Source organism: Nocardia cerradoensis NBRC 101014 (genome assembly GCF_000308535.1).
Lineage (GTDB): Bacteria > Actinomycetota > Actinomycetes > Mycobacteriales > Mycobacteriaceae > Nocardia > Nocardia cerradoensis.
In genome coordinates, this window is the sequence record NZ_BAFW01000237.1 from 1 (window position 1) to 2,810 (window position 2,810).

1 protein-coding gene is annotated in these 2,810 nt (G+C 64.6%); it reads right to left on the bottom strand.

Annotation, left to right across the window (positions count from 1 at the left end):
• The coding region (locus ON23_RS24340) for a non-ribosomal peptide synthetase (protein WP_039781035.1) at positions 1 to 2,810 on the bottom strand (2,810 nt) is incomplete at both ends.

Below are 2,810 nucleotides of genomic sequence, written 5' to 3' on the forward strand. Positions count from 1 at the left end.
GGGACCGCATCGGGTCGTTCCATCGGTGTCAGTCGTGGGAGCGGGCTCGTATCCGCATTGTCGATGTTGGGGGCCAGGCGGGCGACGGTGGGTGTGTCGAATACGGTGCGTACGGAGAGGTCGGTGTCGAGGGTGGCGTTGATCGCGGCGATCAGGCGCATCGCCGACAGTGAATCTCCGCCGAGGTCGAAGAAGGAGTCGTCGATGCTGACGCGGTCGAGTCCGAGTATCCGAGTGTAGATGGTGGTGAGGATTTCCTCGACCGGGCTGCTCGGGGCGCGATACCCGCCCGCGGTGTACTCCGGTGCCGGTAGCGCGCGCGTGTCGAGCTTGCCGTTGACCGTCAGTGGCAGCGCCGCTACCACCATCACCGCCGCCGGAATCATGTAGGTGGGAAGTTGTTCGGCCAGTTGGGTGCGTATGTCGGTGGGGTTTGCGGTGCCGGTGATGTAGGCGATGAGTCGTTTGTTTCCGGGCTGGTCTTCGCGGGTGATGACGGCTGCTTGTTCGATGCCGTCGAGTTGGGTGAGGGCTGTTCGGATTTCGCCGCATTCGATGCGGTAGCCGCGGATTTTGACTTGTTCGTCGGCGCGTGCGACGTAGTGGAGTTGGCCGTCGGTTCCCCAGTGGACGAGGTCTCCGGTGCGGTACATGCGGGTGCCGGTTCCTCCGAACGGGCACGCCACGAACCGTGACGCCGTCAGCGCGGTGCGACGCCAATATCCAGGGCTGACACCGGTCCCGGCCACGTACAACTCGCCCGCGACTCCCACCGGCACCGGCCGCAGCCGGCGGTCCAGAACGAACAACGCAGCTCCCGGTACCGGTGAGCCGATCGGTGGTGTTCCCGAACCCGGCGCCAACGGCGGAGTCAAGGAAACGCACATGGTGGTCTCGGTAGGGCCGTAGCCGTTGATCACTGTGTGTGCGGAGGCCCACCGGTCTATTACTTGGGCGGGGCAGAATTCGCCGCCGAGGATAAGGGTGGTCGATTCCAGGCCTTGTGGTGCCAGCATCGCTGCGGCGGTGGGGGTTTGGGTCAATACGGTGACGTGTTCGGCGGCGAGCGTGTCGTGAAAGTCGGTGGGGGAGCGGGTGATCGAGTCGGGGATCACCACCAGTCGTCCGCCGTGGAGCAGCGCGCCCCAGATTTCCCACACGGAGACGTCGAAGGCGAGCGAATGACACTGTGCCCATACTTGTTCCGACGTTGGCGTGACATCCAAGGACGCCAACAGCTGGGTGACGTTGTGATGAGCCGCGGCTACGCCTTTCGGGACTCCCGTGGTGCCCGAGGTGTAGATGAGGTAGGCGATACTGTCCGGCGCCGGTGCCGGTAGTGCGGTGCTGGGTTGGTTGTCGAGTGCGGGGTCGTTGATGTCGATGATCGGGATGTCGATCCCGTCCAGCCGCTCGGCGAGGTCGGTGGTGGTGATGACGGCTACGGGTGTGGCGTCGGTGAGCATGAATTCGATTCGTGCTCTGGGGTGTTCGGGGTCGATGGGTAGGTAGGCCGCTCCGGTTTCGAGCGCCGCGGTGAGTGCGGCGATAGCATCGGCCGAGCGGTGCATCAGCAGTCCGACCACGCATCCGGGACCCACACCGCGGCCGGTCAGTAAGTGTGCCAGCCGGTTCGCTGCTTGTTCCAGCTGCCGGTAACTGTAGGAACGCCCACCGCAGCTCAGCGCAACCGCATCCGGGGTGCGGGCGACTTGCGCGGCGAACAATGCCGGCACCGACATCGCCGGGGATACGTGCGCATGCAAGACGGCCCGGTTGCTGATCTCGTCCAATCGGGTGTGTTCGGATTCGTCGAGCAGATCCACCGATGACAGCGATCGCCTCGGGTCGGTGGTTATGGCATTCAGCGTCCGTTCGAGTCGCCGGATCAGTGTCACGACGGTGGTGGTGTCGAAGATGTCGGTGCGGTATTCGACTGCGCCGGTGAGTCCGGCGGGTTGGCCGGTGTCGGTGAAGCGTTCTCCGAGGGAGAAGGCGATGTCCATGCGGGCGCTGTGGGTGTCCAGTGGGAGTGAGGTGACATCGAGGTCTTCCAGCGCCAGACCGGTTGCGGGGTCGGTGTTTCCGGCGAAGTTCTGCCAGGCCAGTAACACCTGGATCAGCGGGTGGTGCATCAGTGATCGGGCCGGGTTGAGTCGCTCGACCAGTACCTCGAAGGGCACGTGCTGGTGTTCGAATGCTTCGAGGCTGCGCGTGCGGACTCGGGTGAGTAGGTCGGAGAAGGTGGGGTCGCCGGCTAGATCGACTCGCAGTACCAAGGTATTGACGAAGAAGCCGACCAGGTCGTCGAGGGCCGGGTCGCCACGGCCGGCGACGACGAACCCTAATGGGACGTCGGGGCTGGTGCTGATCGTGGACAGGAGTACCGCGAGGGCGGCCTGGACGACCATGAAACTGGTGGCATTGTGTTCGCGCGCGACTTCGGCGATGCGCTGTTGTAGTTCGGCGGGCCAGTCGATGGTGACGACGGCGCCGTGTTGGTCGGAGGTCGCTGGGTAGGGCCGGTCGGTGGGGAGGTCGAGGTGTTCGGGCATCCCGGCCAAGGTGCGTTCCCAGTACTCTAGCTCGACGGCGATACGACTGTGTGGGTCGTGGAGTTCGCCGAGTTGGGTGCGTTGCCAGAGTGTGTAGTCGACGTATTGTACCGCCAATGGCGTCCAGCCCGGGGCCCGGCCGTGTCGGCGTGCTCGGTACGCTTCGCTCACGTCGCGGGCCATGGGGATGGGGGACCATCCGTCGAAAGCGATGTGGTGCAACACGATTGCGACGATGTATTGTTCGGGCCCTAT